The sequence below is a fragment of the Stappia sp. P2PMeth1 genome (assembly GCF_900185735.1).
Taxonomy (GTDB): Bacteria; Pseudomonadota; Alphaproteobacteria; order Rhizobiales; family Stappiaceae; genus Stappia.
Genome location: NZ_FYAW01000026.1, coordinates 17,763 through 43,058, shown reverse-complemented (window position 1 = coordinate 43,058; position 25,296 = coordinate 17,763). Strand labels below are relative to the sequence as shown.

The window sequence follows — 25,296 nt, the reverse complement described above, 5'->3', positions numbered from 1 at the left end:
CATATGGCACGGGAAATCTGAAATATCGGTTAGCCCGGCCGATCGTTTTTTCGCTCATCCTCCGGCAGGTCGTCATCCTGCAGGATCCGGTACTTGGCGCCCTCCAGGTCCTCGTACTGGCCGGACTTCAGCGACCAGAGGAACCCGATCAGACCGAGCAGGCCAAGCGCCAGCGCCGCCGGAATGAGATAGATCAGGACGTCCATCAGGCGGCCTCCACTGCCGGCCGGGCCGCGCCGCGGTCCCGCTTCGGGGAAGCGGGCGCCGGGGCGGGCGCGGAATGGGCCTGCGCCGCATGCGGATCGCCAAGCCGCAGCCGCAGCGCGTTCAGCGTCACCACCAGCGAAGACGAGGACATCGCCAGCGCCGCCCAGAGCGGGGTGACGAAGCCGGCCACCGCGAAGGGAACGGCGACGAAATTGTAGAGCACCGAAAAGCGCAGGTTCTGCACCATCGCCCGGTGCGCCCGCCGGGCATGACCGAGCGCGTCGGCGACCGGCGCCAGCTTGTCGCCGAGGAAGACGGCATCGGCCGCGGCCTGCGCGACATGCACCGCCGTCACCGGCGAGATCGACACATGGGCGGCGGCCAGCGCCGGGGCATCGTTGAGCCCGTCGCCGGCCATCAGCACCTTGCGCCCCTCGCCGGCCAGATGCTCCAGCCGGGCGATCTTGGCCGTCGGGGTGAGTTCGGCCGACCAGTCGTCGATGCCGAGGTCCCGCGCAACCTGCTCGACCGGAGCCGTGCGGTCGCCGGACAGGATGGCCAGCCGGTAGCCGTCGCGGCGCAGCCGCGCCACCGTCTCCACCGCATCCGGCCGCAGCCGCTGGCCGACCGCGAACGGTACCGCCGGGGCATCGCCATCGCGGAAGGCGATCAGCGAACTGCCCGGATGCCGCGCGGCGAAGGCCGCCACCTCGGCCTCGTCCATCCCGCAGAAACGGGCGCTGCCGAGCCGCAATTCGCGCCCCTCGAACAGGGCGGCGATGCCCTCGCCCGGCGTCTCGCGCACCTCGTCCAACGGCACCGCGGCATCGGCGGCGCGCGCCAGCGCAGTCGCCAGCGGGTGGCGACTTGCCAGTGCCAGCCGGCCGGCCAGATGCAGGGTGTCGGGGGCGATATCGCTGGCCCCGGCGACTTCCGGCAACGGCAGCGTCAGCGTGCCGGTCTTGTCGAAGACGATGGTGTCGGCCTCGGCGAGGCGCTCAATGGCATCGCCCGAATGCAGCAGAACGCCGGCGCGGAACAACAGGCCGGAGGTCACCACCTGCACCGCCGGCACGGCAAGGCCGAGCGCGCAGGGGCAGGTGATGATCAGCACGGAGATGGAAATCACCAGCGCCGGCTGCCAGCCGCTGCCGGCCAGATACCAGCCGGCGAAGGTCAGCAGGGCGGCCAGATGCACCACCGGCGAATAGTGCTTGGCGACCCGGTCGGCGAGTTGGACATAGCGCGAGCGGGCCTGGGCGGCGGTTTCCAGCAAGCGCGTCACCTCGTCCAGCAGCGTCGCGCCGGAGGCGACGGTCACCTGCACGGTCAGGCTGGCGGAGGCGTTGGTCGTGCCCGCATAGACCGCATCCCCCGGCCCGACGCCGGCGAGCGCGGTCTCGCCGGTCACCAGGCTCTGGTCGATCTCGGAATGGCCGGCGACGACGCGCCCGTCGAGCGGCACGCGCTCGCCGGCGCGCACATGGATCAGGGCGCCCGGCTCGACCCGCGACAGCGGCACCTCGCGCAAGGATCCGTCCGGGCGCTGGATCACCGCCGTCTCCGCCTTCAGCGCCGCGATGTTCTCGGCGAAGGCCCGGGTGCGGCGGCGCATCATATGGTCGAGATAGCGGCCGATCAGCAGGAAGAACAGCAGCATGACGGCGGATTCGAAATAGGCGTGGTGGGCCGACTGGACCGTCTGCATCACCGACAGGAACAGGGCCAGCGTCACGCCGATGACGATCGGCACGTCCATGTTGAGCCGCCCCGCCCGCAGCGCCGCAAAGGCCGAACGCAGGAACGGCCGGCCGGCATAGACGGCGGCCGGCAGCGCGATCAGGGCAGACACCCAGTGGAAGAAGTCGCGCGTCTCGGCGTCGATGCCGCTGACATTGCCCGACCAGACCGAGACCGACAGCAGCATGATGTTCATCATCGCGAAGCCGGAGACGGCCAGCGCGCGCAAGAGCTCCCGCCCGGCCGCGTCGGAGCGCTCGCGCACATCCGCCGGATCGAAGGGATGGGCCCGGTAGCCGAGCCGCGTCAGCACCTCGATGATCCGCTCGGCGCTCGTCGTCTCCTGGCACCACTCCACGGCAAGCCGGTGGCTGGTCAGGTTGAGGCGGGCCCGTTCGACGCCCGGCTCCAGGCCGAGCCCCTGCTCGATCTCCACCATGCAGGCGGCACAGGTCACCCCCTCGACGGCGAGATCCATATGGGCCTTGCCGTCGTCCTTCAGGGTGACGAAGGCATCCCAGTCGCGCTCATGCACGGTCATGTCGGTCGCCGCTCCTCCTCTTCCCGCCGTCTATTCGGCAAAGAAGATCCGGTTCTGCGAACGGAAGGCCTCCCCGTCCTCTCCGGACCTTGCGTCGAGTTGCAGGATCCAGCGGCCCGGCGCGATTTCTTCCGCCTCGGCCGCATAGCGTCCCAGTTCGCCCTCGGACAGGGTCAGTTGGCGGGCCGGCTCCGGGCTCGCGGGGCGCTGCAGTGTCGCCTCTACCGCCAGCCCCGACAGCGGCGCACCATTGCTGTCGCGCGCCGTCACCTCGATCCGCGCGACGCCGTTGTCGTCGCGGGTGACATTGCCGGACACATCCCAGTTCAGCGCTTTCTGGGCACGGGAGGCCGCGATTTCCCCGTTATAGGCCTGTCCCGCCTCGTAGACGCGGTCCGTCACCACGCCGGGGAAGGTGCTCAGGGCGAAATAGACGAAGAAGATGTTGGCGACCAGCATCACGAAGAAGAAACCGCCAAGCCATGCAAGGACCGTTCGCCCGGTCATCTTGCGCTCGGTTGTCTGGTGCTGCGCTCCAGCGGCGGTTCCGGCCATCTTCAACTCCTGGTCGATGCTGTTTCCATTGGGGGCGATTTTAACGGATGGGGGAGGCTCGCGACAGCCGCAAGCCTCCGATCCGGGTTAGTACGTGTCGACAGCCGCTGCTTACGGCGCCTTGAAGAAGTCGCTCGACGTCGCCATGTCGCCGCTTGCCATGTCGCGCAGGCGGAAGGTGACGGGGGTCGACTTTGCAAGCTCCGCACCGACCGGCGAAAACACCAGCACGCGCAACTCGCGGGTGGTGTCTGGACCGATCGGCACCAGGGGATGGCCCTCCACCGCCTCGCTGATGCCGACCACCTCGATGCGGGTGCCCTCCGGCATGCCTTCCACCGACAGGGCGAACTCGCGCGCGGCCAGGCGCTTGTTCAGCATCCGGATGGTGTAGCCGTTGCGCACGCTGCCGTCGGACAGTTCCACATAGATCGGGTTGCGGTCGTGCAGAACGCTCATGCCCTCGTGTTCGCGGGTCACCAGCGCATAGGCCATGATCGCGGTGACCGCGACGATGATACAGGCATAGATGATGGTGCGCGGCCGGATCATCCGCACCACGGTCTCCCGGCCCTCCATGCGCCGCTTGATGTTCTCGTCGGTATCGTAGGCGATCAGCCCGTGCGGCTTGCCGACCTTGTCCATCACCGTGTCGCAGGCGTCGATGCACAATCCGCACTGGATGCAGCCGAGCTGGGTGCCCTGACGGATGTCGACGCCGGTCGGGCAGGCGTGGACGCACAATTGGCAGTCGATGCAATCGCCCGCCGGCAGCCCCTCCTCCTCGCGCTTGCGGTTCTGCTTCAGCGAGCCGCGCGGCTCGCCGCGGTCATAGCGATAGGTGACGTTGAGCGCCTCCTCGTCGGTCAGCGCCGCCTGGATGCGCGGCCACGGGCAGAGGAAGATGCAGACCTGCTCGCGCATGTGGCCGGCAAGGGCATAGGTGGTGAAGGTGAGGATGCCGATCCACAGATAGGCGGAGAATGGCGCCTCGCCGGTCGCCAGCGACTTCACCAGGCTCGGCGCGTCGGCGAAGTAGAGCACCCAGGCGCCGCCCGTCCACCAGGCGATCATCAGCCACAGCGTGTGTTTGGAGAATTTCTGCATGACCTTGGTGGCGGTCCAGGGCTCGGCGTCGAGCAGGATCCGCTCGCGCCGGTCGCCCTCGACCACCCGCTCGACCCACAGGAACAGGTCGGTCCACACGGTCTGCGGACAGAGATAGCCGCACCAGATGCGGCCGGCGACCGCGTTCATCAGGAACAGCACCATCGCCGCGAGGATCAGGAGACCGGTGAGGTAATAGACCTCCTGCGGCCAGATCTCGATGAAGAAGAAATAGGCGCGCCGGCCGGCAAGATCGATCAGCACCGCCTGGTCCGGAGCATCGGGTCCACGGTCCCAGCGCAGGAAGGGCAGGAAGTAGTAGATGCCAAGGGTTGCGAAGAGCACCGCCCACTTGATCTTGCGGAAGGTGCCGTGCACCGCCATCGGGTAGATCTTCTTGGCCGAGGCGAACCATTCTTCCGGCTGTCCACCGGCGCCGGAGGGATCCGATTCTGCGCGCATTGTTCCGTCCATCTCAGTGGGCTCCCATCTCTATGGGTTCCGCCGTCCCGAATTCGGGATGCTGTCGGGTTCCGGCGGAGGCGCCCGTTTCGGCGCGAGTCTACCGCCCGCCGTCGGCGACCGGATTGCGACACGTCAGCTCCGCGACAATCCGCCGCCGGCAGCCGGGACCGGCTCCGCAGCCTGTGCCGAGGACACTATCCGACGCGGCAGCCCGCCGCCTTGATCGGCGTCAAGCGACCCGGCGCCGGAAAACTGTCCTCGATCCTGCGCCTCTGGCCACAATTGCACAACCTCTTCCGCCGCCCGCCGCTATCCTTTCCGATCGGCGGGCACGACCGGACGGCAGATCCGGCACCGCTTCCAGACGGGTAGACTTCGAGGAGGGACACTTCCATGTCGCATATTCGATCCGTGGCGGCCGCCTGCGTGGCCGCCGGGCTGCTGGCATCCGCCGCGATGCCGGCCGCAAGCCATCCGCTCGATGCCTTGACCGAGGCGGAAATCACCGAGGCGGTGGCGCTGCTGACCCAGGCCGGCCATGCCGGCGACGGCACGCTCTATCCCTATATCTCGCTGAAAGAGCCGGAAAAATCCGTGGTCCTCGGCTGGCGCGAGGGCGATCCGGAGCCCCGTGCCGTCGAGGTGCATTTCAAGACGGGGGACGGGGTCTTCATCGCCGAGGTCGACCTTGCCGGCGGGGCGGTCGTCTCGGTCGAGCCGGCTCCCGCCGAGACGATGATCCTGGTCGCCGAATTCATGACCGCGATGGATCTCGCGACATCGGATCCGGACTTCGTCGCCGGCCTCGAAAAGCGCGGACTGACGGCCGAACAGGTCTTCTGCCTGCCGCTCACCGCCGGGCGCTTCGGTCTGCCCGAGGAAGACGGCCGCAGGCTGATGAAAGTGCCCTGCTACGTGCTGCCCGAGGGCTCCAACTTCTATGCCAAGCCGATCGAGGGGCTCTACGCGGTCGTCGACCTCAATGCCGGAGCGGTGGTCCAGGTGTTCGACACCGGCGTGCGGCCGATTCCCGAGGACGGCTGGGGCTATACGGAAGCCGAGGTCGAGGCGCGCACCGGCACGCTGCGCCCCAGGGGCAATCCGGTCACCCTGTCGCAGCCCGGCGGCACCAACGTCACCATCGAGAACGGGCTGATCTCCTGGGACATCTGGCGCTTCCGCGCCCGCGTCGACAAGCGTCCGGGCGTGGTGCTGTCCAATATCGAGGTGCGCGACCGCGACCGCTGGCGGTCCGTCCTCTACCAGGCGCATCTGTCCGAGGTCTTCGTTCCGTACATGGATCCGGACGACGGCTGGTACTGGCGCACCTACATGGACAGCGGCGAATACGGGTTCGGCATCTTCCTGTCGCCGCTGCGCGCGGGCGTCGACTGCCCGGCCCATGCCACCTTCCTGCCGGCGGTGGTGCATACCGACGAGGGCGCGCCGCTCTCCATCCCCGACGCGATCTGCATCTTCGAGCGCAGCATCGGCGATCCGGCCTGGAGACATTTCGAGATCTTCGCGCAAGGCGAGGACGAGCAGGTCCCGGCCGAGGGACGCCCGGCGACGCAGCTCGTCCTGCGCTCGGCCTCCGAAGTCGGCAACTACGACTACCTCGTCGACTATGTCTTCCATCAGGATGGCCGGATCGATGTGATGGTCGGCTCGACGGGCCTCGACGCAGTGAAAGGCGCCGCCATCAAGTCGATGCATGACGAGGGTGCGGCCGAGGAGACCCGCTACGGCACGCTGGTCGCGCCCAACCTGATCGCCCCCAATCACGACCACTATTTCAACTTCCGCCTCGACTTCGACATCGACGGCCAGGCGAACAGTTTCATGCGTACGGCGCTCGTTCCGGGCAAGCCGGAGGATGGCGCGCCGCGCCGCTCGTTCTGGGTCACCGAGAACACGACGGCAAGGACGGAGCTCGAAGGGCGCTACAAGATCAACCCGGACAGGCCGGCCATGTATCATGTGATGAACATGGACGCGCACGGCCCGCTCGGCCATCATCCCGGCTACATGATCGTGCCGGGCAACAGCGTCGCCTACGCGCCCTTCGACTATGAGGGCGACATGCCGATGAAGCGCAACGCCTATGTCGAGTACACGCTGTGGAACACGCCCTACAGCGCGACTGAGCGCTATGCGGGCGGCCGGTTTGCCTTCCAGAGCGACGGCTCCGACACGCTGGCGGCCTGGACCAGGCAGGACCGACCGATCGACAACACCGACATCGTCACCTGGTACACGATGGGCTTCCACCATGTACCGCACATGGAAGACTGGCCGGTGATGTCGACCATGTGGAAGGGCTTCACCCTGCGCCCCTTCAACTTCTTCCCCTACAATCCGGCACTCACGATCCGCCTGCCGGACTAGCGCGGTCCGCACCCGTGATTGACAGTCCCGGATCCGCCGCCCACCATCGGGCGACGGATCCGGAGACGGCCATGGATGCCCTGCCCCATGCCACGCCACGCGCCCTGCCCCCACATCGCCCCTCCCCGGCGGCCCCCACATCCTCCTGCGCATCGGCTCCCGCTTCGCTCATGTTCAAAGCGACGATCTCCGCCGCGACCCTGCCGCTGATCTGCGACGTCTTCGACGAGGCCGGGCTCGATGTGTCGCGCGCGCTGGCCGAGACCGGCCTGAGCCCGTCCCGTCCCGGCGCGCAGCCGATCCCGCTCGACCGCTTCACCGCGCTGCTGCAAAACGCCGGCCTCCAGGCCGCGAACGACGCCTGCCTGTGGTCCTGCGGCCGGCGGATCGCCGAGCCGGCACTGGCCACGCTGTTTCCCTCCGGCCTCGGCGAGGCCCGGCTCGGCGGGCTCCTCGCCGGGGTGCTCTGCGACCTGCAGGCCATGCAGGAGGGGACGACCTTCGAGTGCCGGGTGCAGGACGACACCTGCATTCTCGCCTACCGCATCCATGATCCGCGGATCTGGCCGCGCTCGCGCGATGCGGAGTTCACCCTCGGTTTCCTGCATGCGATCGTCGAGCGTTCCGCCGGACCGGACCTGCCGGCGCACCTGACGCTAGAGCACGAACAGGACGGCAGCAGCGCCGCGCTGTCGCGACAGGCGCGCAGCGTGCCGCTCTACGGCCAGCCGCTCAACATGCTTGCCTTCCCGACCCGGCTTCTCGACCGTATCGTCGACCCGGGCGCGCTGATGCCCGCGGCCTCGCCACAGACGCCCCCGCAGCCGCCGCGCGGCGACCGCGCCCCAGGCCATGACATCGCCGAGGCGATCCGCCGGCGCGTCGGGCAGGGTCCGTTCTCGCAAGGCGACATCGCCGCCGATCTCGGCATGTCGGGACGCAGCCTGCGCCGGCTGCTGGATGGCGAGGGCTCGACCTTCCGGGCGATGGCGGAAGAGGCGCGCCTCGACTATGCGCTCTGGGCGCTGCGACGCACCACGCTTGCCGTCGGCGAGATTGCCTGGCGCCTCGGCTACGACGACCAGGGCGCGTTTTCTCGCGCCTTTCGCCGGCTGACCGGGCAGACGCCCTCGCAGGTCCGCAGCAGGCCCCACGATCCGGAAGCGAGCGGGGATCGGCAGGAGGTTCGCGGCGGCGACCGCACTCCGGCCTGAAACGGGAAAGGCGCCCGCTAGGGGCGCCTTTCGAAGCTCAGTCCTTGCCTGTTCAGCGGCTCATTCGCCGCCGCCAAGGGCGTGGACATAGACCGCGAGCGACTTCACCGTCGCCGGATCGAGACGCGGCGCCCAGGCAGGCATCACGCTGTTGCGGGCATTGGTCACCTGCGCCGCGATCGCCTGGATCGACTTGCCGTAAAGGTAGTTGTTGGCGGTCAGATCGGGAGCGCCGACCTCCCGCATCCCCTTCAGGTCGTCGCCGTGGCAGGAGGCACAGTTCTCGGCATAGACTTCCTCGCCGGCCGCAAGATCGACGCCCGCCTCCGGCGCGAGGCCGACACGGCTGCCGACGAAGTTCGCCACCTGGATGATCTGCTCCTTGTCGAGCAGGCCATCGGTGCCGAAGGACGGCATGTCGCCGACGCGGGTCTCGTCATGACCCGAGCGGATGCCATACTGCAGCGTCAGATGGATGTCTTCGAGCGACCCGCCCCAGATCCAGTTGTCGTCCTGCAGGTTGGGATAGCCGACGCCACCCACCGCGCCGGTACCATGGCACGGAGCGCAGTTGTCGCCGAAGGCCGCACGGCCGTTGGCCATGGCGAATTCCAGCAGGGACTGGGTCGACTCGATCTCTTCCAGCGAGGCGTCGATCAGCTTCTCGCCGATCTGTGCCCGCTCTGCCATGCCGGCCTCGTAGGCGGCCAGCGCATTGGCGCGCTGGCTGTCGCCGAGGACACCGGCGGTGTAGCCGGAAATCAGCGGCCAGGACGGATAGACCACCCAGTAGCCGATCGCCCAGACGATCGTGGCGTAGAAGATGTAGAGCCACCACTTCGGCAGCGGATTGTTCAGTTCCTTCAGACCATCCCACTCGTGCCCGGTCGTTTCGACGCCGGAGATGTGGTCGACCTCTTTCTTGTACCCGTCAGCCATGTCTCAATCCTCCCGCAAGGGGATCTGTGCCGCGTCGTCGAAGCGCTTGGCATTTTTGGGCCACAGCGCATAGGCGACGACACCTGCGAAAAGCACCACGAAGTAGATCAGCCCCCATGTCTGGGCGAAGCTGGCGACGGCCTCGTATGTCTCGTTCATCACCGCCTCCTCAGCGCAGGTTGGCCTTGTTGTCGTAGATCGAGAAGTCGACAAGGGTGCCGAGCATCTGGAGATAGGCGATCAGGGCGTCCATCTCCGTCACCTTGCTCGGATCGCCGTCGAAGTCGCGGACGATGGCGTTGGGGTAACGTTCCAGGAAGCTGTCGACCGCATCGCTGTCGGGCGTGGCCTGGGCGATCAGATCGCGTGCAGCCTCCGAAATCTGCGCCTCGTCATACGGCACGCCGACGATGGCATTGGCCTTCAGGTGATCCGAGATGCCCCGGGTCTCCACCCTGGCGTTGAGCAGGAAGGGGTAGCCGGGCATGATCGATTCCGGCACCACCGACCGCGGATCGACCAGGTGGTCGCGGTGCCACTCGTCCGAATACTTGCCGCCGACGCGGGCGAGATCCGGTCCGGTCCGCTTCGACCCCCATTGGAACGGGTGGTCATACATGCTCTCGGCCGCCAGGCTGAAGTGACCATAGCGCTCCAGTTCGTCCCGCATCGGGCGCACCATCTGCGAATGGCACAGGTAGCAGCCCTCGCGGATGTAGATGTTGCGCCCGGCCAGTTCGAGCGGGGTGTAGGGCCGCATGCCCTCCACCTTCTCGATGGTGCTCTTCAGGTAGAAGAGCGGGGCAATCTCGACGATGCCGCCGATGGAGACAACGACCAGAATTGCGATGACGAGAACCAGGGAGCGCTTCTCGAGGATTTCGTGTTTTTTCCAAATGGACATCTTGCTCTCCCCTTACTCGGCCGGAGCCATGGTGCCGACGGGAGCGGTTTCGGCCTCTTCAGCCTCGCCATGCCGTACGGTCATCCAGAGGTTGTAGGCCATGATCAGCGAGCCCGCGACGAAGAGGGCACCGCCAAGGGCGCGGATGACATAGAAGGGATGCATCGCCTCGACGGTCTCGATGAACGAGTACTCGAGGAAGCCCATGCTGTCATAGGCACGCCACATCAGGCCCTGCATGATGCCGGACACCCACATCGCGCAGATGTAGAGCACGATGCCGATCGTGGAGATCCAGAAGTGCCAGTTCACCAGCTTCAGCGAGTAGACCTGCTTCTTGTTCCACAGCCAGGGGATCAGGCAGTAGAGGGCGCCGAAGGAGATGTAGCCGACCCAGCCGAGCGCACCCGAGTGGACGTGACCGATGGTCCAGTCCGTGTAGTGCGACAGCGAGTTGACGGCACGCAGGCTCATCAACGGACCTTCGAAGGTCGACATGCCGTAGAAGGCGATGGAGACGACCATCATGCGCAGCACCGGATCGGTGCGGAGCTTGTCCCAGGCCCCCGACAGGGTCATCAGGCCGTTGATCATGCCGCCCCACGAAGGCATCCACAGGATGATCGAGAAGGTGGCACCCAGCGTCGAGGCCCATTGCGGCAGCGCCGTGTAGTGAAGGTGATGCGGACCGGCCCAGATGTACAGGAAGATCAGCGCCCAGAAGTGCACGATCGACAGGCGGTAGGAATAGACCGGCCGCTCGGCGCGCTTGGGCACGAAGTAGTACATGATGGCGAGGAAGCCGGCGGTCAGGAAGAAGCCGACCGCGTTGTGGCCGTACCACCACTGCACCATGGCGTCCTGGACACCCGCCCACAGGATGTAGGACTTGGTGCCATAGATCGTCACCGGAACCGTCAGGTTGTTGACGATGTGCAGCATCGCGATGGTGACGATGAAGGCCAGGTAGAACCAGTTGGCCACGTAGATGTGCGGTTCCTTGCGCTTCCACAAAGTCCCGAGGAAGACCAGCAGGTAGGCTACCCAGACGATGGTCAGCCACAGATCGGCGTACCACTCCGGCTCGGCATATTCCTTCGACTGGGTTGCACCCAGCAGGTAGCCCGTGCCGGCGATGACGATGAACATGTTGTAGCCGAGAATCACGAACCAGGGTGCGATCGTGCCCGGCATGCGGGCGCGGCTGGTCCGCTGGACCACGTAGAAGGACGTGGCGAGCAGCACGTTGCCGCCGAAGGCGAAGATCACGGCCGAGGTGTGCAGCGGGCGCAGCCGGCCGAAATTCGTCCAGGGTAGGTCGAAATTCAGCACCGGATAGGCAAGCTGCAGCGCGATGATCAGGCCGACGGTGAACCCGGCGACGCCCCAGAACACCGCCGCCCAGGCGCCGAACTTGATCGGGCCGAGGTTGTAGTTCGGCTTGCCGTTGATTTCCTGCGGGACCGGTGCGCGGCCCTCGAAGAACTTCTTGAAGATAAGGAAGGCGCCAACGGCTGCAGCGAGCGAGCCGATTGCGGTGTGGAAGGCCATGACCTGATCATACGTCTTGCCGGCGATGATCAGACAGGCGAAGGCAATCACAACGAGGAATGCGGCGAAGAAGCCTTCCTCCATCGTGATGTACTTGGCTTGAGCTTGAGCCATTGGTGCGCGCCCCGAGTCTCTTGATGATCCAAACCCCACAGGGTCAAGGCGCAGGTATCGCCGATTGGCTCGAAGCCGCCTTGATCCAGGTCAACACAGCTTGCGGGAAAGTCGCGACAAGAACATCCGCAAAAGCACGTCTGCGACGTTTTGTTTTTGGATTTTCCTGCCGTTGCGCCTCTTTTCCGGCCGCCCCGAGCCGCCATACCGAGGCCGTCGAGCCTTGGAGACCAGCCGTATCCGCCTCTCAGACGGTCCTGTCCGGCGGCCCGAGAATGCGGCGCGTGACGAAGGGCAGGATCAGCACCATGCCGATATAGCGGGCGAGCTGGTGCGCGGCGACAAAGGCCGGATCGAGGTCGAGCAGGAAGGCAAGCAGGGTCATCGCCTCCAGCCCGCCGGGCGCATAGGCCAGCAGCAACTGGCCGAGCGGCAGACCGAGCACGCTCCAGGCCAGCAGCGAGATGGCGACGGCGATGCTCATGCCGACGGCAAAGGCGCCGAGACTGACCAGAAGCAGGCGCAGCAGGTCGCGCAGCCCGATATTGGTGAAGCGGCAGCCGATCAGACAGCCGAGGCCGATGAGCGCGGGCACGATCAGCCAGTCCGGCAATTGCACAACCAGCGCGCCGCTGGCGTTGAGCGCGGCGCTGACGAAGAACGGGCCGGTCAGCCAGCCGGCCGGCACGCCGAGCCGCTGGAACAGGTAGCCGGCGACGAGCCCGACGCCCGCTACGAGAGAGACCGGCAGCAATTCGAGCGGCACGGCCGAGGCAACGGCGCCGCCCCCGCCGGGGTCGCTCCCCGCGATGATCGGCGGCAGCAGCGAGACCAGGATGAACACCCTCAGCGTCTGGGCGATCGCCACCCGCATCGTGTCGGCGCGCGGATAGGAGAGCGAGAGGATCATCACATAGGACAGGGCGCCGGGAATCGCGGCGAAATAGGCCGTGTGGCGGTCCCAGCCGGCGATCCGGCGCTGGAACAGATAGGTGGCGCCGAGCACGGCGGCCACGGAGACGAGAACCAGTGCCATGGTGAGCGGCCACTCGCCGATCCGATCCACCGTTTCCGGCGTCACGCCGGCGCCCATGGTCAGGCCGAGAATCACGAAGAGCAGGTCGCGGAAGCGGTCGGGAACCTTGCAGGACACACCGGACAGGACGGCGGCGGCGGTGGCGACCATCGCGCCGGCCAGCCACGCCGCCGGCAGGCCCACGAGATGAAACGCGCCGCCGCCGAGAGCGCCGATCGCCAGCGTCGTGAGGACCTGCCGCAGTGTGTGCATGGGAATCCGCCGCGGACCCGAGCGGATCCGGAAACTGGGTGAGTGATTGGGCAATAGACCAAGAAACACGTCGGGCCGGCATGCGTTCTCTGCAAGCCTGCCATGCATAATCGCATGTCCGCGACGTTGAGCAGGATCAAGGTTCGCCCGGCGCGAAGCTGGCAAGGTCGCCGCATGAGCAACCTTGACCACCGCTATGCGACACGTTCCGTGCCGCGCTACACTAGCTACCCGACCGCGCCGCATTTCCATGCCGGCGTCACCGGGGCGACCTATGGCGACTGGCTGGCGGGACTGCCAGCCGATACGCCGCTGTCCCTCTATCTGCATGTCCCCTATTGCCGGGTGATCTGCTCCTATTGCGGCTGCCACACCAAGGCGGCGCGGCGCGACGAGCCGTTGCTCGACTATACCGACGCGCTGCTGGCGGAAATCGACCTGGTCGCCGAGCGGCTGCCGCAGCGCAGCCGGACCGTGCACATCCACTGGGGCGGCGGCACGCCGAGCCTGCTTCCGCGCGCACAGTTCCTGTCCGTGGTCGAGCGGCTGCATAGACATTTCGTCTTCGATCCCGCCCACGAGCACGCGATCGAGCTCGACCCGCGCACGGTGACGGAGGATCTGGCGGAGACGCTGCGCGAGGCCGGCATCACCCGCGCCAGCCTCGGCGTGCAGGACTTCGACCCGGTGGTGCAGAAGGCCATCGGCCGGGTGCAGCCGTTCGAGCAGGTGGCAAGCGCCGTCGAGCGGTTGCGCGCGGTCGGCATCGACGCACTGAATTTCGACCTGATGTACGGTCTGCCGTTCCAGACGCTGGAGACCGTCACCGAGACGATCCGGCTGACGCGGGATCTCGCGCCGGGACGCATCGCCCTGTTCGGCTATGCCCATGTGCCTTGGATGAAGAAGCACCAGCGGCTGATCGACGAGAGCCGGCTGCCGGACTCGCGCGAGCGCATCGCCATGGCCGATCACGCCCGCGCCCACCTGATCGAGGCCGGCTACAGGGCCATCGGCCTCGACCATTTCGCCATGCCCGACGACACGATGGCACAGGCGCTCGATGCCGGCCGCCTGCGCCGCAACTTCCAGGGCTACACCACCGACACCGCCGACACGCTGATCGGCTTCGGCGCCTCCTCGATCGGCCGCCTGCCCCAGGGATACATCCAGAACATGCCGGACACCGGCGGTTGGAGCCGGGCGATCGCCGACGGACTGCTGCCGGTGGCGCGCGGCATCGCTCTCGATGCCGACGACCGCGCCCGCGCCGACATCATCGAACGGCTGATGACCGAGCATGCGGCCGATATCGGCGAGATCGCGGCCGCCCACGGCCTGCCGCTGGCGCATTTCTCCGGCAGCATGGCCGATCTTGGCGAATTGGTCGAGGACGGGCTGGTGGAGATCGACGGCGCCCGCATCCGGGTGACGCCGCGCGGGGCACCGTATGCCCGGATCGCGGCCGCCGCGTTCGACATCTACCTGCAGAGCGGGCTGGCCCGCCATTCGGTGGCCGTCTGACGCCTCCCCTCGCCCTTCAGAGTGAGGGCGAACAAAAAGGCCCCGGGCTGGCGAAGCCCGGGGCTATGAGGTCCGTGTGGGAGGACAACGGACCGTTCGTCGGCAGGAGCCCGCCGACATCGGTGCAGGCGTCAGTGGATTCCGGTCAACTGGCACAGGCCGCAGACACGGGTCACATGAATACGGTCCTGCCGCTCCAGGCGGATCACACCGCGACGCTTCAATTCGGAGATCACCCGGCTGACCGTCTCGATGGTCAGGCCGAGATAGTCGGCGATTTCCTGGCGCGTCATGGTGAGCACCAGGTCGTGCGGGTCGCAGGTCTCGGAGAGCGGGCCGGTGCAGCCCTCGCCGCCGCGGTTCGGCACCATGCGGATGAGATAGCTGGCGACCCGCTCCATCGCGGACTTGCGGCCGAGCAGCATCGCATGCTCGTGCAGGCGCTCCATCTGCGACATCAGGCACTTCGCCACATGGCTCTGCAGCACGGCCGAGGCGTCGACCTCGCGGCGGTCGTGAACCGCCAGCCGTACCGGGGTCAGCGTCTCGGCCGAGCAGTCATAGCGCTCGCCCCCCGCCGTCCCGAAGATCATGCCGCGGTTGAGGATCTCGACCACCTGACGGCGACCGTCCGGCAGAAGCTTGTAGAGCATGACGATACCGTCCTGCAGCTCGAAGATCCGCTCGGCCTGATCGCCCTCATAGAAAATGACATGGTGCTGTTCGTGGCGCTGCACACGCGCCGTCGGCGTCTTGGCGACCTCGCGCACAGCGCGTCCCGTGACCCGCTGCTGCCCTATCGTCTCGGAAGTCCGATCCAGGTAGGCCATCGCCCCCTCCTCCTGCTGCCTCGCGTTGCCGGTGGGATTTCGGTTCGCGGGCCCGTCCGCCCGGCCAACCGGAGCCGTGTTCCGTCCGAAAACAGCTCTCCGTCAACTTGGAGAAAATCTAGATGCGGCGGCTGCCGGGGGAAACTTCGGTGGTTTTCGTACGACGTTGTACCTAGAGGCTCGGCGCCGACATTTACAGCCAGACGTGAAAGTCCGAAAGTTTCCGCAAAATTCAAGAGAACCTACGGAAAAGACCTGATTTCAATCGATATTTTGGATTTTTCGTCGAGCCGGACGACTGCCAAAGAGGGGAGAAAACGTCACAGCCGCTCCGAACCAGCGACAAAACAACGCATTCCATCGGCCAGAAAACCTTACCCCGAAATCTTAGGTCAGGACCCTAAAGCAGCGCGACGAGAGATTCTTCCGTCAGCGGTTTGCGCAGCAACACAGGGGGCAGGTCGTTGCCGAACAGATCATCGATGGCGCGGCGCGACTGCCCGCTGATGGCGATCAACCTCGGCGGTGTCGCCAGGCGCGCAAGCCAGCGAATGAGCTGGACGCCACTCACGCCCGGCAGGACGAGGTCGACGATGACGGTGTCCTGCGGTCCCGGAGGGGTGTGCTCGAAAAAGCTCTCGGCGTCCGGATACACCTCCACCTGGTGCCCGATCTCCCTGAGCAGCATTGCGAGCGAATCGCCCACCCCCGGATCGTCTTCGACGATATGGATAGTCACCGGTCCATTCCCGCCGCCCTGGCAGCTCCGATACGCGGCCCGGAATGAGCCGCCGATGGGCGACTATAGTTCTTCAGGGGCTTGGCGAAACTCCGGCGGAATACGGAAGCGCCGCGGCCAAGACCCCTGTCTGTTCGGGCAAGCTATTCGTGGGAGAGAACGATGCGCACCAGATCGGCTGCGTTGCGCGCGCCGAGCTTCTCCATGATGCGGGCCCGGTGCACCTCGATGGTCCGCGGGCTGATGCCCAGCGTGCGGCCCGCCTCCTTGTTGGAGGCGCCGGCGGTGATCTCCTCCAGCACCTCCCGTTCGCGGGGGGTCAGCGTCTCGTTGCCCGGAAAGCTGCGCAGCGGCGGGCTGCCGGCGTCCGCCTGCTTGCGCTCGCTCACTTCGATCGCCTCGCGAACCCGCGTCACCACGGTCTCGGCATCGAACGGCTTCTCGATGAAATCGTGCGCGCCCTGCTTGATCGCCTCGACCGCCATGGGGATGTCGCCCTGGCCGGAGATCACGAAGACCGGTGGGGCGAACCGCTCCGCATGGAGACGGCGCAGGATCTCGATGCCGGACTGTCCGGGCATGTGCACATCGAGGATCACGCATCCGGGCCGGGAGCTCGGTCGCGCGACCTGATCCAGGAACGCCTCGCCGGTCTCGAACGAGGCCACGCTGTAGCCTTCCAACTCGAAGACGAGAGTCAACGCGTCACGAATCGCCGGATCGTCGTCGACGATATGGATCAGATGCGCAGTGGCACTCATGCCGTCTGTCCTCTTCTGCCAGGGGGCGCGTCCGCCTGGCCATCACGCGGTGGCGTGACTACCGGCAGGCGCAACACGAAGGCAGCTCCCCCTTCTCCACCATTGGGTTCGACGGCAAGATCGCCGCCGTGATTCTGAGCGATCGAGCGGGAGATCGTCAGGCCGAGGCCCAACCCACCCTTCTTGGCGCCGGAAAACGCCCTGAACAGGGTCGGCACGACTTCCGCCGGAACGCCGCCACCGGAATCGGTGATCCGAATCAGCATGTCCTCGCCGGCCGCAGCCGCCGTTATCCCGACACGCTTTACCGGAGCCTGTCGCACCGCGTCGAGCGCATTCCTTATCAGATTGACCAGGATCTGCTGGATCTGCACAGGATCGACGCTGAGGTCCGGGAGGTCCTCGCCGACTTCATTGACGATCTCGACGTCCCGGCAGTCGATGCCGAGCGTCACCAGTTCGAGGCACTCGCCGACCAGCCGCGAGACACATACCGGACGCCGCTCCGGATCGCGCTTTTCCACGAAGCGCCGCATGCGCTGGATGATCTGGCTGGCCCGCTCCGCCTCGCGCACGCCCTTGTCGACGATCTCGATCAGCTTGGTGTCGCGATGGTCGTCGCCGACCTTGCGCTTGGCCGCCTGCAGATAGAGCATGATCGCGGTCAGCGGCTGGTTCAGCTCATGGGCGATCGCCGCGCCCATTTCGTCCAGCGCGCTGATCCGGGTCATGCTGACCAGTTGCGCCTGGGCCTCGGCCAGCCGCCGCTCCACCGCCTTGCGCTGGCGCAGGTCGCGGATGATGCCGATGAACTGGCGCCCTTCCGGGGTCGCCGCCTCGCCGACGGAGAGCTCGATGGGAAACTCGGTGCCGTCGCGATGCATGCCGCGCACCTCGCGGCCGATGCCGATGATGCGCTTCTCTCCGGTCTCCAGGTAGTTGTGGACATAGCCGTCATGGGCATGCGCGTAGTCGGCCGGCATCAGCACCTTGACGTTGCGCCCACGCACCTCCTCGGCGCTGTAGCCGAACAGGGTTTCGCAGGCCTTGTTGAAAAGCAGGATCCGGGCGCGCTCGTCCATCACGACGATGCCGTCCACCGCGGTGCCCAGCACGCTCTCAAGGCGCGCCTCGGATACACTGGGCACTGCTAATACCCTGGGATTATGCTCTTCATGCATGTCCGGCCCGATACGACGCGGTGTCCGACCCGGGAGGCGAACCAGATGTGACCGTTTCCGATCTGCTACGCAAAAATCCGTAGCGCAGAGTCGCGTGTGTCGTCAACGCGCTATCCAGTCGGCAAGTCGGTCGGCGGCTGTCTCCAACTGCCGCGCGGAGCGGGCGAAGCAGAGCCGCAGGAAGCCCTCGCCTGCCGCACCGAAGGCAATCCCCGGTGCCAGGCCGACACCGGTCTCGGCAACGATCCGCTTCGCCGTGTCGCGGCTGTCGGACTGTCCATCGATGCCGAAGAACAGGTAGAACGCCCCTTGCGGCGGGGCATAGCGGATGCGCCCGGTCGCCGCCAGCCGCGCCTCGACGATGGCCCGGCCGGCGCTGGCGCGCTGGCGCTGCAACGCCAGGAACTCCTCGCCTTCGTCGAGCGCTGCGAGCGCCGCATGCTGCATGAACTGGGCAACGCCCGAGGTGGAATACTGAATCAGGTTCTCCACCACCTGGCCCATCGCGGGCGGTGCGGACAGCCAGCCGATTCGCCAGCCGGTCATCGCCCAGTTCTTGGAGAAGGTGTTGACGTAGAGGATCAGGTCGTCCGGGTCCGACACGTCCATGAAGGACGGCGCGCGTGCAGCCTCCCCCTCCACGAAGCGGCTGTAGACCTCGTCGGCGACGATCCACAGGCCACGGCGGCGGGCTTCTTCGAGGATGGCGGCCAGCGTCTCCTTGTCGGCCATCCAGCCGGTCGGATTGGACGGCGAATTCAGGTAGATCGCCCGGGTGCGCGGGGTGACCGCGGCAAACAGCCGGTCGATGTCGAGCGTCCAGCCGTTGGGCGAGAAGTCGAGCGGCACCGGGATCGCCCGGGCTCCCATGATGCCGATCGCCGCCGGAAAATTGGGCCAGGCCGGCTCGGGATAGATCACCTCGTCGCCGGCGCCGGCCACCGCCTGCACCGCCAGTTGGATCGCCTGCATCCCCGAACCGGTGACGAAATGGCGCTCCGCGCCCCAGTCGCGCCCGAAATGCCGCAGGTGATAGCGGGCCAGCGCCTCGCGCAGGGCCGGGATGCCGCGCTGATAGGTGTAGAAGGTCTCGCCCCGTGCCAGCGAGGCGTTGGCGGCCACGCGAATGAAGTCCGGCGTCGGCAGGTCGCCCTCGCCGACCCAGAGCGGGATCAGGTCGCCGCGCTCGCGCGCGAAATTCACCACCTCGACAATGCCGCTTTCGGGCGCCTCGCGCGCCTCCGGCCGCAGCGCGGACATCGCATCGATCATGACGGGATCAGTCTCTTCCGGAAAGGGGACGGCGGGCGCCTGCGCGCCCGCCCGGGGGTGTCAGCGCGTCTTCAGCAGGTCGCGGATCTCGGTCAGCAGCACTTCCTCGCGGCTCGGTGCCGGCGGCTCCGGCGGTGCGGCGGGCTTCTCGTTGCGCAGCCGGTTGACCACCTTGACCACCATGAACAGGGCAAAGGCGATGATCAGGAACTTGATGATGGCGTTGATGAAGAGGCCGAGGTTCCAGGTCACCGCGCCGGCCGCCGTGGCGGCCTCGATGGTCAGATAGGGTCCGGGCGCCGCGCCCTCGCTCAAGACCAGGAAAAGCTGGGAGAAATCGACGCCGCCGATCAGCAGGCCGATCGGCGGCATGATCACGTCGTCGACGAGCGAGGACACGATCGCTCCGAAGGCCGCGCCGATGACGATGCCCACCGCCATGTCGATCATGTTCCCCTTGACGGCGAACTCCTTGAATTCCTTCAGCATGCTGGCTCCATCCCGTGGCTGCCGGCACCGCGGAAGCGGCGGCCGAGGCGTGTCAGGTTGCAGCAGTCGGTTTAGCACGGCCTGCCGCCCCCGGAAATCTCCGTATTGCCGGCGCGCCGGCCGAGGCGTCCCCGACAAGCGGTCAATGGACAGCAGCCGGCAAACATGATCCGATCGGCGCAGCAGATTGGGAGGAATGCACCGCATGGTCGAAGGGTGGGTCGTCGTCGTCGCGGCGCTCGGCTACGTGCTTCTGCTGTTCGCCATTGCCAGCTATGGCGACCGCAAGGCGCGCTTCACCGCATCCGGCAATGGCCGGCCGATGATCTATGCCCTGTCGATCTCGGTCTACTGCACGTCCTGGACCTTCTTCGGCTCGGTCGGGACGGCGACCCGCAGCGGACTGGAATTCCTGACGATCTATATCGGCCCGATCCTGGTCTTCGCGCTCGGCTATCCGCTGCTGCGGCGGATCATCCGGCTCGCCAAGAGCGAGCGCATCACCTCCGTCGCCGACTTCATCGGCGCGCGCTACGGCAAGAGCCAGCCGGTCGCCGCCGTCGTCGCGATCATCGCGGTCGTCGGCATCGTCCCCTATATCGCGCTGCAGTTGAAGGCGGTGTCGCTGTCGGTGACCACGCTGATCTCCCATCTCGACCTCAAGACCGGCGAGACGGGCCTGCCCTTCTTCAACGACATCACCTTGATGATCGCCATCGGCATGGTGATCTTCGCCTGGGCCTTCGGCACCCGGCATATCGACGCGACGGAGCACCAGGAAGGCCTGATGCTCGCCATTGCCGCCGAAGCGGTGGTCAAGCTGGTGGCCTTCCTCGCGGTCGGGGTCTGGGTCACCTATTCGCTCTATGACGGACCGGGCGACCTGTTCGCCGCAATGGCGGCCGATCCCAGGGTGGTGGAAGCCATGTCCGGCGAGCTGTCCGGCGGCAACTGGGTGGTGATGACGCTGCTGTCGAGCATCGCCGTCATTCTGCTGCCGCGGCAGTTTCACGTCACGGTGACCGAGAACAATTCCAGCGCGGAGCTGCGCCGCGCCACCTGGCTGTTCCCGCTCTACCTGGTCGCGATCAACCTGTTCGTCGTGCCGATCGCCGCCGCCGGCATGATCATGCTGGATCCGTCGGTCAACCCGGACTCCTACGTGCTCGCCCTGCCGCTGGCCGGCCACCACCCCTGGCTGGCGCTCTTCGCCTTCATCGGCGGCCTGTCGGCGGCGACCGCCATGGTGATCGTCGCCAGCGTCGCGCTCGCCATCATGATCTCCAACGACCTCGTCATGCCGATGGTGCTGCGCCGTTCCAGCGAGGATTCGATCATCGCCTCGCATGGCGAGGACATGAGCCGGCTGCTGCTGCTCACCCGCCGCGCGGCGATCTTCGTGACCCTGCTTCTCGCCTATGCCTACTACCGGGCAGCCGGCGACACGGCGGCGCTGACCTCCATCGGCCTGCTGTCCTTCGCGGCCATCGCCCAGTTCGCCCCGGCCTTCTTCGGCGGGCTCGTCTGGCGGCGGGGGACTGCGCGCGGCGCCATCGCCGGCATGCTGTCGGGCTTCGCCCTGTGGGTCTATACCCTGCTGCTGCCGACCTTCGCGCAGTCGGGCCTGATCCCGTTCACGCTGATCAACGACGGTCCCTTCGGCATCTGGCTGCTGCGGCCGCAGGCGCTGTTCTCGCTCGCCTTCGACCCGCTCACCCATGGCGTGTTCTGGAGCCTTGCGGCCAATATCGCCGCCTATGTCATCGTCTCGCTGGCCCGCGCGCCCGAACCGGTCGAGCGGCTGCAGGCCAATATCTTCGTGCCGTCCGAGCTGTCGCCGACGCCGGGCCTGCGCCTGTGGCGCACGTCGGTCACCGTCGGCGACCTGAAATCGACGATCGCGCGCTATCTGGGGGAGGAGCGCACCGACCGCTCGTTCCAGAGCTTCGCCCGCGAGCGCGGCCGCGACTTCGACCCCAACGCCACCGCTGACGCGCAGATCCTGCGGTTTTCCGAACAACTGCTGGCCAGTGCCATCGGCGCCGCCTCCTCGCGGCTGGTCCTGTCGCTGCTGGTCAAGCGCCGCGACCCCAGCGGCAAGGGCGCGCTGAAGCTGCTCGACGATGCCACCGTCGCCATCCAGTACAACCGCGACCTGTTGCAGACCGCGCTCGACCAGGTGCGCCAGGGCATCTCGGTGTTCGACCGCGACCTCAGGCTGATCTGCTGGAACCGGCAGTTCCGCGAGCTGCTCGGCCTGCCGGCGGAATACGGCCAGGTCGGCACGCCGCTCGACGCGATCATCCGCTTCAATGCGAAGCGCGGCGAGTTCGGCAGCGATCCCGTGGAAGTGATCGTCGGCGACCGCCTCGACAAGCTGGCGGTGCGGCACGAGACCTTCCAGGAGCATCTGACCGGCAGCAGTCTCGTGCTGGAAGTGCGCACCAGCCCGATGCCGGACGGGGGCATCGTCACCACCTATACCGACATCACCGAACGGGTGCTCGGCGAGGAGGCGCTGGCAAAGGCCAACGAGACGCTGGAGCGGCGGGTGCGCGAGCGCACGCTCGAACTCACCCGCGTCAACGAGGAACTGACCCAGGCGAAGGCGCTGGCCGAGGAAGCCAATATCGGCAAGACCCGCTTTCTCGCCGCCGCCGGCCACGACATCCTGCAGCCGCTCAACGCCGCCCGGCTCTATGCCTCCAGCCTGACGGAGCGCTTCACGGAAGGCGAACTCAAGCATCTCGTTCAAAATGTCGGCGCCTCGCTGGAATCGGTGGAGGAGATCATCGGCGCGGTGCTCGACATCTCGCGTCTCGACACAGGCGCCCTGAAGCCGGAGATCACGGTCTTCCGGCTGGAGGAAATCCTCAGCCCGCTGCGCACCGAATTCGAGCCGGTGGCGGAGGAGAAGAACCTGCGCCTCGTGATCCTTCCGACCAGCCTCAGTGTCCGCTCCGACCGCCGGCTGCTGCGCCGGCTGCTCCAGAACCTCATCTCAAACGCGATCAAATACACCCGCAGCGGCAAGGTGCTGGTGGGCGTCAGGCGCCGGCGCGGCAAGGTGGTACTGGAGGTGTTCGACACCGGCATCGGCATTCCGCAATCGAAGCAGAAGCTGATCTTCATGGAGTTTCACCGGCTCGACGACGGCGCCCGCGAGGCACGCGGCCTCGGTCTCGGCCTGTCGATCGTCGAGCGCATCGCGCGGGTGCTCGACCATCCGGTGGCGCTTGTGTCCGATGCCGGGCGCGGCTCGCGCTTCTCCATCGAACTGCCGATGGCCGCCACCGTTCCCGCACTGGCGTCCCACCCTGCTCCCGCCCCGCAGAACGCTCCGCTCCAGGGGCTGCATGTGTTGGCGATCGACAACGAGCCGCAGATCCTCGACGGCATGCGGGTGCTGCTCACCGGCTGGGGCTGCAAGGTGACGACGGCGCTCGACGCGCGCGAGGCCGCCCGCAAGACCTTCGAGGCGGGCGAGCGGCCCGACGTGCTGGTCGTCGACTATCACCTGGACGAGGGCACGGGCGTCGAAGCCGTCGTGCAGCTTCGCTGGCGCTTCGGCATCGAGATCCCGGCCCTGCTGGTCACCGCCGACCGGAGCCAGGGCGTGCGCGCGGAAGCGGCGGGCAAGGACATCGAGATGCTCAACAAGCCGGTGAAGCCGGCGGCGCTCAGAGCCTTTCTGTCTCGCGTGCGCAGCGCCGGGCGTCCGGCCGCCGCCGAGTGATCCGCGTCACGCCCGCGCTCCTGCATCCGTGCAAAGGCTTGCCTCATCCACGCCGATATTGTGGCTGCAGGTTGCTCCCGGCCCGGCACCAGGGGCCCCGGTCCGCCCCCGGGATTGCATGAGGAAGACCCAGATGACGAGACTGCTGACGCCCCTGCTCGCTGCAACGGCCCTGCTCTTGGCCGGCGCGGCCGCGCAGGCGGCCTGCGAGGCGGGCAAGGCCGGACAGGCTCTGAGCCCGGAGGAGCTGGCCGATGTCTATGACTGTCTCAAGGACGCCCTGCTCGAAGGCTACCGGCAGGGCGACAAGCGCTGGATTCCCGCCGACTATGTCGAAACCTACCGGTCCTGGGTCCCCGCCAGCGCCTATCCGGCCGCGTCCGGCTTTCACGGCGAGCGCCTGCTCGTCACCTATGTGAACGAGATCGGCGCGGACGAATACCTGCAGTTCAAGGAAACGGGTGTGGTCATGCCCGCCGGCAGCTTGCTTGCACTGGAATCCTTCGCCATCGACGAGCAGGGCCGCACCCAGCCCGGACCACTCTTCCTGATGGAAAAGGTCGAGGCGGGCCGCTCGCCGCAAACCGACGACTGGTTCTACATGGCGGTCTCGCCGAACGGATCGCCGATGGCGATGGACGTGATCTCCGCCTGCAGCGACTGCCATCAGAAGAGCTACGGCCATCAGGGCGGGGTCGGCTATCCAAGCCCCAGGGCCCGCGTCACGCCCTGAACTGCGGCCCGCCCCGCCAGGATTGCCCTGCCGGACCCGTCACCGCACCTCCGCCGTCAGCCACTGTCCCTGCTCGATCTTGGCCGCCGCAATGACCGCCTGCGTCCGGCTTTCGACGCCGAGCTTCTGCAGGATCGCCGAGACATGCGCCTTTACCGTCGCCTCGGAGACGGCGAGTTCATAGGCGATCTGCTTGTTCAGCAGCCCTTCGGAGAGCATCATCAGCACACGGACCTGCTGCGGCGTCAGGGTCGACAGGCGCTGCGCCATGGCGCTGGCCTCGCTGTCGGCCTCGCCCAGATCCACGTCGGGCGGCGTCCAGCTTCCGCCGGCCATCACCTGCGACACCGCCTCGCGGATCACCTCGATGCCGAGCGATTTCGGGATGAACCCGGACGCGCCCAGTTCCATGCAGCGGCGGATCGTTCCCGCATCCTCGCTGGCTGAGACGACGACCACGGGCACGCTCTGGTATTGCGCGCGCAGGTACATCAGCCCGGAAAATCCGCGCATGCCCGGCATCGCGAGGTCAAGCAGCAGCAGGTCGACCTCGCCGTGGCGTTCGAGTTCGGCGGCCGCATCCTCGAGCGTTCCCACCTCGGCGATCCCCGCTCCCGGATACAGAAGCTCGATGGTCTGGCGCAGCGCGCCGCGAAACAAGGGATGATCGTCCGCAACCACGAAGTGATACGTCGCGTTGTCCGGCACGCCGGTTTCCTCCATAAACGCTGACCGCGAGTCATCGTGCATCGCCCCCGTCAGGCCCTCCTCGACCCGATGGGCGCGCCACTTTCCTCCAGCGAGATCGCGGCACCGCTCCCCCCGACCGGCGCCTGCGGCTGACCGGCATTCACGGACATTATCGCCACAGGCCCGCTCCGCATCAAGCGACGGTTGCGGACACCTGCAAACAGCGTTTGCCGCTGGCGCTTTTGCGGTCCACGGGCAATCCTGCAAGATGTCGGGGCGCCCATACCGGCCGCCCCACGAATCGCATATCCAGAAGCGAACGCCTGTC

At 66.9% G+C, this 25,296-nt stretch carries 21 protein-coding genes; 5 read left to right on the top strand and 16 right to left on the bottom strand.

Going from position 1 to position 25,296, the window contains the following annotated elements:
* Positions 1-29: 29 nt before the first annotated feature.
* The 4 genes from ccoS to ccoG form a co-directional block, all read right to left on the bottom strand.
* Complete coding sequence (gene ccoS / locus P2PM1_RS19025) at positions 30-206, bottom strand: cbb3-type cytochrome oxidase assembly protein CcoS (RefSeq protein WP_186385881.1); 177 nt, start codon at positions 204-206, stop codon at positions 30-32.
* Entirely contained in the window at positions 206-2,488 is a 2,283-nt protein-coding gene (locus P2PM1_RS19020; protein WP_186400134.1) for a heavy metal translocating P-type ATPase, read from the bottom strand. The genes ccoS and P2PM1_RS19020 overlap by 1 nt, the downstream gene beginning before the upstream one ends.
* A 30-nt stretch (positions 2,489-2,518) precedes the next feature.
* Complete coding sequence (locus P2PM1_RS19015; protein ID WP_186400133.1) at positions 2,519-3,043, bottom strand: FixH family protein; 525 nt, start codon at positions 3,041-3,043, stop codon at positions 2,519-2,521.
* A gap of 111 nt (positions 3,044-3,154) precedes the next feature.
* On the bottom strand, positions 3,155-4,612 hold the full coding sequence (gene ccoG / locus P2PM1_RS19010; RefSeq protein WP_208985342.1) for a cytochrome c oxidase accessory protein CcoG: 1,458 nt from the start codon (positions 4,610-4,612) through the stop codon (positions 3,155-3,157).
* 396 nt (positions 4,613-5,008) lie between these two features.
* Here ccoG and P2PM1_RS19005 point away from each other — a divergent pair, with 396 nt between their 5' ends.
* Positions 5,009-7,003 (top strand): tyramine oxidase, encoded by a 1,995-nt coding sequence (locus P2PM1_RS19005; RefSeq protein ID WP_186400132.1) that lies wholly within the window; start codon positions 5,009-5,011, stop codon positions 7,001-7,003.
* A gap of 170 nt (positions 7,004-7,173) precedes the next feature.
* The gene (locus P2PM1_RS19000) at positions 7,174-8,217 is read left to right on the top strand and encodes an AraC family transcriptional regulator (protein ID WP_186400131.1); all 1,044 of its coding nucleotides are present in this window, start codon (positions 7,174-7,176) and stop codon (positions 8,215-8,217) included.
* Between the two features lie 60 nt (positions 8,218-8,277).
* Here the strand turns inward: P2PM1_RS19000 and ccoP are convergent, their stop codons facing one another.
* The 5 genes from ccoP to P2PM1_RS18975 all read right to left on the bottom strand — a co-directional run bounded on the left by ccoP (position 8,278) and on the right by P2PM1_RS18975 (position 13,013).
* Positions 8,278-9,156, bottom strand: a complete 879-nt coding sequence (gene ccoP, locus P2PM1_RS18995; RefSeq protein WP_186400130.1) for a cytochrome-c oxidase, cbb3-type subunit III — start codon at positions 9,154-9,156, stop codon at positions 8,278-8,280.
* Between the two features lie 3 nt (positions 9,157-9,159).
* Positions 9,160-9,315, bottom strand: coding sequence for a cbb3-type cytochrome c oxidase subunit 3 (locus P2PM1_RS18990; protein WP_186385875.1), 156 nt, complete (start codon positions 9,313-9,315; stop codon positions 9,160-9,162).
* Positions 9,316-9,325: 10 nt separating this feature from the next.
* Entirely contained in the window at positions 9,326-10,060 is a 735-nt protein-coding gene (gene ccoO / locus P2PM1_RS18985) for a cytochrome-c oxidase, cbb3-type subunit II (protein ID WP_186385874.1), read from the bottom strand.
* 12 nt (positions 10,061-10,072) lie between these two features.
* Positions 10,073-11,725, bottom strand: a complete 1,653-nt coding sequence (gene ccoN / locus P2PM1_RS18980; protein WP_186385873.1) for a cytochrome-c oxidase, cbb3-type subunit I — start codon at positions 11,723-11,725, stop codon at positions 10,073-10,075.
* Positions 11,726-11,972: 247 nt separating this feature from the next.
* A complete protein-coding gene (locus tag P2PM1_RS18975) occupies positions 11,973-13,013 on the bottom strand; it encodes an AbrB family transcriptional regulator (RefSeq protein ID WP_186400129.1) in 1,041 nt (346 codons plus the stop codon).
* A 174-nt stretch (positions 13,014-13,187) separates the two neighbouring features.
* Between P2PM1_RS18975 and hemN the strand changes: the two genes are divergently transcribed.
* Positions 13,188-14,537 carry an oxygen-independent coproporphyrinogen III oxidase gene (hemN, locus tag P2PM1_RS18970; RefSeq protein WP_186400128.1) on the top strand — a complete coding sequence of 450 codons (1,350 nt, stop codon included), beginning with the start codon at positions 13,188-13,190 and terminating at the stop codon, positions 14,535-14,537.
* 131 nt (positions 14,538-14,668) lie between these two features.
* On the opposite strand, the gene P2PM1_RS18965 is transcribed toward hemN, so the two are convergent.
* From P2PM1_RS18965 to mscL, 6 genes are all read right to left on the bottom strand, one after another.
* Entirely contained in the window at positions 14,669-15,367 is a 699-nt protein-coding gene (locus tag P2PM1_RS18965) for a Crp/Fnr family transcriptional regulator (protein ID WP_186385870.1), read from the bottom strand.
* A 400-nt stretch (positions 15,368-15,767) separates the two neighbouring features.
* Positions 15,768-16,106 carry a response regulator gene (locus P2PM1_RS18960; protein ID WP_186385869.1) on the bottom strand — a complete coding sequence of 113 codons (339 nt, stop codon included), beginning with the start codon at positions 16,104-16,106 and terminating at the stop codon, positions 15,768-15,770.
* Between the two features lie 143 nt (positions 16,107-16,249).
* Positions 16,250-16,867, bottom strand: coding sequence for a response regulator transcription factor (locus P2PM1_RS18955; protein ID WP_186385868.1), 618 nt, complete (start codon positions 16,865-16,867; stop codon positions 16,250-16,252).
* On the bottom strand, positions 16,864-18,015 hold the full coding sequence (locus tag P2PM1_RS18950) for a PAS domain S-box protein (RefSeq protein ID WP_244292868.1): 1,152 nt from the start codon (positions 18,013-18,015) through the stop codon (positions 16,864-16,866). Before P2PM1_RS18950 ends, P2PM1_RS18955 begins: the two co-directional genes overlap by 4 nt.
* A 135-nt stretch (positions 18,016-18,150) precedes the next feature.
* Positions 18,151-19,317, bottom strand: coding sequence for a pyridoxal phosphate-dependent aminotransferase (locus P2PM1_RS18945; protein ID WP_371515059.1), 1,167 nt, complete (start codon positions 19,315-19,317; stop codon positions 18,151-18,153).
* 63 nt (positions 19,318-19,380) lie between these two features.
* Complete coding sequence (gene mscL / locus P2PM1_RS18940; RefSeq protein ID WP_186385866.1) at positions 19,381-19,809, bottom strand: large-conductance mechanosensitive channel protein MscL; 429 nt, start codon at positions 19,807-19,809, stop codon at positions 19,381-19,383.
* 205 nt (positions 19,810-20,014) lie between these two features.
* On the opposite strand from mscL, the gene P2PM1_RS18935 reads away from it, so the two are divergent.
* Together P2PM1_RS18935 and P2PM1_RS18930 are read left to right on the top strand one after the other, a co-directional pair.
* Positions 20,015-23,545, top strand: a complete 3,531-nt coding sequence (locus P2PM1_RS18935) for a PAS domain-containing hybrid sensor histidine kinase/response regulator (protein ID WP_186400127.1) — start codon at positions 20,015-20,017, stop codon at positions 23,543-23,545.
* Between the two features lie 133 nt (positions 23,546-23,678).
* A complete protein-coding gene (locus tag P2PM1_RS18930) occupies positions 23,679-24,278 on the top strand; it encodes a hypothetical protein (RefSeq protein WP_186397099.1) in 600 nt (199 codons plus the stop codon).
* Between the two features lie 39 nt (positions 24,279-24,317).
* Here P2PM1_RS18930 and P2PM1_RS18925 read toward each other — a convergent pair whose 3' ends face one another.
* Complete coding sequence (locus P2PM1_RS18925) at positions 24,318-25,001, bottom strand: response regulator (protein ID WP_186400148.1); 684 nt, start codon at positions 24,999-25,001, stop codon at positions 24,318-24,320.
* Positions 25,002-25,296: the final 295 nt, after the last annotated feature.